Consider the following 6,402-nt stretch of genomic DNA (forward strand, 5'->3'; position numbering starts at 1 on the left):
GACAAGGAACGTCATGAAGATCGCCATCGCCACCAAGGATTTCACCGTCGTCAGCGGCCACGCCGGCCAGTGCCGGCAATGGCTGGTTTACGACCTGGGCCGGCACCGCCCGGGGCAACTGCTGCCGGCGCCGCAGCGCGTCGCGCTGGGCGCCGACGAGGTCCTGCATGTCTTTGCCGACAACCGCGCACACCCGCTCGACGGCGTCGATCTCGCCGTCGTCGCCAGCGCCGGCGACGGCTTCATCCGCCACATGCGGCAGCGCGGCTGCGAGGTGCTGGTGACGGGCGAGTCCGACCCGGCCGTCGCCCTCACCCGCATCGTCGCCGGCGAAGCGCTGGCCGATCCGCGCTTCGACATCACCACCTCGCTGTGCAAGCTGCGCGACCTGTTCGCGCGCTACTGAAGCTCAGTCGGCCAGTTCGATCTGGCCGCTGACTGTCGTCGTCAGCTGGCTTTCGCCGGCTTCGAGCGGCGCCGGTGCGGCTTCGGCGAGCATCGCCTTGGCCGCCCGGAAGACCGGCACCGGCATCGCGCCGCCCTGCTGCGACACCGACAGCTGCTTGATCTTCCAGCTCTTGCCGAGCGCCCCGGCGATCACCGCGGCGCGCTCCTGGAAGGCCTTGATCGCATCGCGCGTGGCCTCGTCCTCGACCTTGCGCCGGGTCTGCGGCGACGGCATCTGGCTGACCTGGCCGACCGCCAGCTTGCGCTGCTGCAGTTCGCCAAGCAGTTCGGAAACGGCGCCGAGATCGCGCGACTCGATCACCAACTCGCTGCGCATGCGCCAGCTGTCGATCTTCTGGTCGCGGCCATAGACCGGGTAGGTGGACTGGTTGCCGGTCTTCACCGAAACCCCGGCCTTGCCGCGGATCAGCTGCAGGCCGGCGGCGATGTCCTGGTTCACCCGGCGCGCCAGTTCGGCCGGATTGCTGCCCTGCGCCTCGCTGAAGACGACCGCGCTGACCTGGTCGTTGACCGCCGGCCGGGACGCCTCGGCGGCCAGCTCGACGGTGGTGCCGGCAAAGGCCGGCGCGCTCAGCAGGCCGGCGGAAAGCAGCAGTGCGGACAGTTTTTTCATGGGTTTTCTCCTGATGGCAAGGCTGTCGATGATAGCCGGATCGTTTTGCCCCGCCGGTGGTCAAAGCGTAGCGAAAAGTAAAGATATGTTTCACACGGATGCAACACCCGGGGTGTCAGCCCAGTGTTTTTTCTTGTCTCCACCCCTGCCTTTTGTAATACTTCTTGCCCCATGATCAACGTGCTGAAAATCGATCGCGTGCCAAACCTGGAAGACACTCCCGAGGAAGGCGTACGCCGCCTCATTGACGGCGAAGAGCGTGTCTTCTACGACGGCTACTGGATCAAGGTCTACAAGGTGCCGGCGGATACGCTGGAGGCCAAGAAGCGCCTGATCGACGCGTTGACCCGCCGCCTGTTCAATCACACCGAACACGGCCTGAACATTCCCGGCACCCGCCTGGCCGAAGCCCGCGCCAGCTTCGAGAGCGAAACCGATCCGGCCCGCCGCCGGGTCAAGGGCGCGATGCTCGCCGGGGCGCTGTTCAACCGTGCCGCCGACATCTTCCGCAAGCTGGTCGAACTGCAGGCCTGCGGCATCGAGATCCTCAGCGACAACCCGCTGATGCGCGAATGCGGGCGCTGCCTGCTCGAAGCCATGGAACTTGGCCGCAACGTCCTGCACCGCAGCGGCGAGGAAGGCATCGACGAACTCTGGGGCGAGCCGTTCCGGGCCTTCTCGATCCCGCTCGAGGATTTCTACGAGAGCCGCTACATCAAGATCGGCCAGACGATGCGCGACATCGACCGGATCGCCAAGTGCATGATCGCCAACCTGGCGCAGCTGCCGGCTTTCCAGGGCGTCGAATCGGCCATCATCGACCTCGCCAACGCGGCCAAGATCAAGACCGAGACACTGCGCACCGACCCCGACATCTTCGACGTCTGGGCGATCATGGTCACCGCCGGCGAGCGCCTCGCCAACCTCACGCCGCACCCGGTCGCCACCTGCAGCGACGGCGTCTGCCACGACTGCGCCGAAGGCCTGCAGCTGATCCGTCAGGGCCGCGACCTGATCTTCTACATCACCCGGGCGCGCACGCCGATGCCCAAGAGCACCCGCGAATTCATCTCGCGCTGCGAAACCTACCTGCAGACCGGTCACGCACCGCTCGCCTCCTACCGCCAGGACTGAGGCGCCGCCTCAGTTCGCTTCGAAGCGGTTGCGCCCGGCCGCCTTGGCCTGGTAAAGCAGGTCGTCGGCGATGCGGAAGGTCTCCTTGACCCAGCCGCTGGCCGGCGCCATGCATACCGCCCCGACCGAGACCGTGACCTTGCCCCACTGCTCGTTCCATTCGTGCGGCAGGTTCAGCCCGGCGACCGCCTCGACGACCGTCATCGCGATGCCGACATGGACGCCCGGCGCGGCATCGGGAATGACGATGGCGAACTCCTCGCCGCCGTAACGCGCCGCGAACACGCCCGGCGCCATCTTGTCCTCGTTAACCTGGCGGGCGACGCCCTCGAGGCAGTCGGCCACCGCCTTCAGGCATTCGTCGCCGGCCTGGTGGCTGTAGTGGTCGTTGTACTTCTTGAAATTATCGACGTCGATCATCAGCAGGCTGAACGGTCGACCGGCGTGCACCGCGGTTTCCCACAGGGTGTCGATGCGCAGGTCCATCGCCCGCCGGTTGTAGAGCCCGGTCAGCCCGTCGTGGTTGGCCTGGTCCTGCAGCTTGCCGTTGGCCTGGGCCAGGCGCGAGCGCAGCGCGGCGATCCGGGTCATCGCCTTCATCTTCGCCTGGAGCACGCTCTCGGGCGAGCTCTTGGAGATGAAGTCGTCGCCGCCGGCCTCGATCGCGGTGACCAGATTGGTGTCGCTGTCGGTTGCGGTGACGAAGATGATCGGCGTCCACGCCCAGGGTTCGTGGCCTTCCAGCGCGCGGATCCGGGTCGTCGTCTCGAAGCCGTTCATGCCCGGCATCTCGATGTCCATCAGGATCAGGTCGAAGCTGTCGCTCTGGAACATCTCGATCGCCGTCTGGCCGTTGATCGCATGCCGCACCTCGTGACCGAAGGACTCGAGGCGGGCGGTCGTGACCATCGCGATCGCACGCGAATCGTCGACCAGAAGAATCTTCATCGTTTAAACCCGTTGCGTCGGAACAGGCGACAGGATACCCGTTCGCCGGCCGCAGGGGTAGCTTCGCCAGCGGCCCGGCAAGGCACTACAATCGGCTTTACATTGCTTGACAGACAGCCAGGCGACGGGCCGCTACCATGCGCCCGACGTTTTTCTCCGGGAGCCGACCATGTCCTCACAACTTGCCCTGATCAAGGCCATCCGCAGCGGCCAGCTGGCCGCGGTGCGCCAGGCGCTCGACGCCGGCGAGCCGGTCGACGCCGACGACGGCCAGGGCGAACCCGGCCTGGCCCTGGGCATGGCCTGCTTCATGGGCCACGCCGAGATCGTCCGCGAGCTGGTCCAGCGCGGCGCGCGGGTCAATCTCGACGACAACCGCCTGCCGACCTCGCCGCTGAACATGGCGATCCGCGGCAAGCGCACCGAGGTCGTGCGCACGCTGCTCGAACTCGGCGCCGACCTGCCGCCGGGCCTGCCCTGCGGCCTGACCGAGAACGAAATCATGATCGCCCGCTGGAAAGCCCAGCGCGACGGCCTGGCCCCGGCGGTCGAACTGGACCCGGCGGCGCTGCCGCAAATCGAGGAAATCGACATGGTCGCCTGCAAGGGCACCGACACGCTGGTGCTCGAGTCGGATGCGCTGCGCCTGGCGCGCGACATGCGCTGAACCGCGAATCCAGTCATCACGGCGTAACAATACCGCAACAAAATGAGCGGCTTGAGGCCTATACTTGAGAAACCGCTTACGGATTGCGCATGATGATGGACACCGCCCAACCCCACCGTTTTCCGCCGGAAAACTACCTCAACCGTGAACTCGGCCTGCTCGCCTTCAACCGCCGGGTGATGGCCCAGGCGCAGGACGAGCGGATGCCGCTGCTGGAACGCCTGCGCTTCCTGTGCATCGTCTCGAGCAACATGGACGAGTTCTTCGAAATCCGCGTGTCCGGCCTCAAGGAGCAGATCCGCGCCAAGTCGTCGGTGGCCACGATCGACGGCAAGACCGCCCAGGAAACCTTCCGCCTGGTCTCGGCCGAGGCCCACGCGATCGTCCACGAGCAGTACCAGCACCTCAACGACGTGATCCTGCCGGCGCTCGCCGAACAGGGCATCCGCTTCCTCCGCCGCTCCGGCTGGAACGAGGCACAGCGCGAGTGGATCCGCAATTACTTCCTGCGCGAGATGGTGCCGGTGCTGACGCCGATCGGGCTCGATCCCTCGCACCCCTTCCCGCGCGTGCTCAACAAGAGCCTCAACTTCGCCGTCGAACTCGAAGGCAAGGACGCCTTCGGGCGCAGTTCGAACATCGCCATCGTCCAGGCCCCGCGTGTGCTGCCGCGGGTCATCCAGCTGCCCGAGGAACTCGCCGGCTGCGCCTACGGTTTCGTCTTCCTCTCGTCGATCCTGCACGAGTTCGTCGGCGAGCTGTTCATGGGCATGACCGTGCTCGGCTGCTACCAGTTCCGCGCCACGCGCAACTCCGACCTGTTCGTCGACGAGGAAGAAATCACCAACCTGCGCACCAAGCTGCAGGGCGAACTGCCGCAGCGCCATTTCGGCAACGCCGTGCGCCTCGAAGTCGCCGACAACTGCTCGCCGGCGATCACCGAATTCCTGCTCTCGCAGTTCGGCCTGCAGCCGGCCGATCTCTACCGCGTGCATGGGCCGGTCAACCTCGTCCGCCTGATGCAGGTGCCCGACTGGGTCGACCGCCCCGACATGAAATTCCGCCCCTTCGTCCCGGGTACGCCCAAGGGCCTGGGCAAGGGTGTCAGCATCTTCGACAGCATCCGCAAGGGCGACATCCTCTTGCACCACCCCTACCAGTCGTTCGCCCCGGTCATCGAACTGCTCAGCCAGGCAGCCACCGACCCGGCCGTGGTCGCGATCAAGATGACCGTGTACCGCACCGGCACCGACTCGGTACTGATGGAATCGCTGATCCGCGCCGCCCAGAACGGCAAGGAAGTCACCGTCGTCGTCGAACTGATGGCGCGCTTCGACGAGGAAGCCAACATCAGTTGGGCAACCAAGCTCGAACAGGTCGGCGCCCATGTCGTCTACGGCGTCGTCGGCTACAAGGTGCACGCCAAGGCGCTGCTCATCGTCCGCCGCGAAGAAGCCGGCCTCAAGCGCTACGCCCACCTCGGCACCGGCAACTACCACCCGCGCACCGCCCGCCTCTACTCCGACTTCGGCCTGCTCACCGCCAACGAGGAAATCACCCACGACGTCTCCGAAGTCTTCAAGCAGCTCACCGGCCTGGGCAAGGCGCGCACGCTGAAGCACCTGTGGCAGGCACCGTTCACGCTGCAGCAGAACGTCGTCGCGGCGATCCAGGCCGAGGCCGAAGCGGCGCGCAACGGCCAAAAGGCGCGCATCGTCGCCAAGATGAACTCGCTGGTCGAGCGCGAAGTCATCCACGCCCTCTACGAAGCCTCGCAGGCCGGCGTCGACATCGACCTCATCGTCCGCGGCGTGTGCATGCTGCGCCCCGGCGTCCCCGGGCTTTCCGAAAGGATCCGGGTGCGCTCGATCATCGGCCGCTTCCTCGAACACCACCGCGTCGTCTATTTCTACGCCGGCGGCAAGGAAAACGTCTATCTCTCGTCGGCCGACTGGATGGACCGCAACTTCTTCAAGCGCATCGAACTCGCCTTCCCGCTGCTCGACCCGAAGCTGAAGAAACGGGTGATCACCGAAGGCCTCAAGTTCTACCTCGCCGACAACCAGCAAGGCTGGGAAATGAACAGCCAGGGCACCTACCAGCGCCGCCGCTCGGCCCGCAGCAAGCCGCACAACGCCCAGGGCGAACTGATGCTGACGCTCGGCGGCTGACCCGCAACAGCACCGGCAAACAGGGGAAGCCAATCGACTTCCCCTTTTTCATGCCAATTTGACGGTCGACCGTCAGAACCGACGAAAAACGGCGGCAGCAGGCGAAGCCACTAGGATGACAGGCGGGAATGCCGCTGGCACAATCCGGACATCACTGGCCCACGCCTCGTCTGACCGCCATGCATTTCCGAGAATATTCCAGGAAACCTTCCGGTAGCCTGTTTTGGCAAGGCTGCCGGAGCGCCGTGCCATTCAGGATATACGGCGGGCTGCCAGCTTATATGGCAATGATGCCGTCTACTTTTAGTTGGGCGTCTTAAAGGAGCCATGCGCTTTGCTGAACCTTGGTAATCCGTGCTGGAGGTTGTGCAAATGAAGAAGCGTCATTTCGACCGTTCAAG

At 65.4% G+C, this 6,402-nt stretch carries 6 protein-coding genes; 4 read left to right on the forward strand and 2 right to left on the reverse strand.

Annotation, left to right across the window (positions count from 1 at the left end; genetic code table 11):
• The first annotated feature begins 13 nt into the window (after positions 1–13).
• Positions 14–406: a NifB/NifX family molybdenum-iron cluster-binding protein gene (locus DFR40_RS05450; protein ID WP_121457440.1), complete on the forward strand. Its 393-nt coding sequence runs from the start codon at positions 14–16 to the stop codon at positions 404–406.
• A 3-nt stretch (positions 407–409) separates the two neighbouring features.
• Here DFR40_RS05450 and DFR40_RS05455 read toward each other — a convergent pair whose 3' ends face one another.
• Positions 410–1,081 (reverse strand): SIMPL domain-containing protein, encoded by a 672-nt coding sequence (locus tag DFR40_RS05455; protein ID WP_121457441.1) that lies wholly within the window; start codon positions 1,079–1,081, stop codon positions 410–412.
• A 207-nt stretch (positions 1,082–1,288) separates the two neighbouring features.
• Between DFR40_RS05455 and DFR40_RS05460 the strand changes: the two genes are divergently transcribed.
• Complete coding sequence (locus DFR40_RS05460; RefSeq protein ID WP_245985612.1) at positions 1,289–2,215, forward strand: hypothetical protein; 927 nt, start codon at positions 1,289–1,291, stop codon at positions 2,213–2,215.
• Between the two features lie 9 nt (positions 2,216–2,224).
• On the opposite strand, the gene DFR40_RS05465 is transcribed toward DFR40_RS05460, so the two are convergent.
• Positions 2,225–3,163, reverse strand: coding sequence for a GGDEF domain-containing response regulator (locus DFR40_RS05465; RefSeq protein WP_121457443.1), 939 nt, complete (start codon positions 3,161–3,163; stop codon positions 2,225–2,227).
• Positions 3,164–3,332: 169 nt separating this feature from the next.
• Between DFR40_RS05465 and DFR40_RS05470 the strand changes: the two genes are divergently transcribed.
• Positions 3,333–3,830, forward strand: a complete 498-nt coding sequence (locus tag DFR40_RS05470) for an ankyrin repeat domain-containing protein (RefSeq protein WP_121457444.1) — start codon at positions 3,333–3,335, stop codon at positions 3,828–3,830.
• 92 nt (positions 3,831–3,922) lie between these two features.
• On the forward strand, positions 3,923–6,001 hold the full coding sequence (ppk1, locus tag DFR40_RS05475; RefSeq protein WP_121457490.1) for a polyphosphate kinase 1: 2,079 nt from the start codon (positions 3,923–3,925) through the stop codon (positions 5,999–6,001).
• Positions 6,002–6,402 lie beyond the last annotated feature (401 nt).

The organism is Azonexus fungiphilus (genome assembly GCF_003634965.1).
Taxonomy (GTDB): domain Bacteria; phylum Pseudomonadota; class Gammaproteobacteria; order Burkholderiales; family Rhodocyclaceae; genus Azonexus; species Azonexus fungiphilus.

Bases quoted from the DNA above. Each gene is read 5' to 3' on its own strand.
- DFR40_RS05470 (WP_121457444.1), top strand. From the start codon at position 3,333: ATGTCCTCACAACTTGCCCTGATCAAGGCCATCCGCAGCGGCCAGCTG.
- DFR40_RS05450 (WP_121457440.1), top strand. From the start codon at position 14: ATGAAGATCGCCATCGCCACCAAGGATTTCACCGTCGTCAGCGGCCAC.
- DFR40_RS05465 (WP_121457443.1), bottom strand. From the start codon at position 3,163: ATGAAGATTCTTCTGGTCGACGATTCGCGTGCGATCGCGATGGTCACG.
- DFR40_RS05455 (WP_121457441.1), bottom strand. From the start codon at position 1,081: ATGAAAAAACTGTCCGCACTGCTGCTTTCCGCCGGCCTGCTGAGCGCG.
- ppk1 (WP_121457490.1), top strand. From the start codon at position 3,923: ATGATGGACACCGCCCAACCCCACCGTTTTCCGCCGGAAAACTACCTC.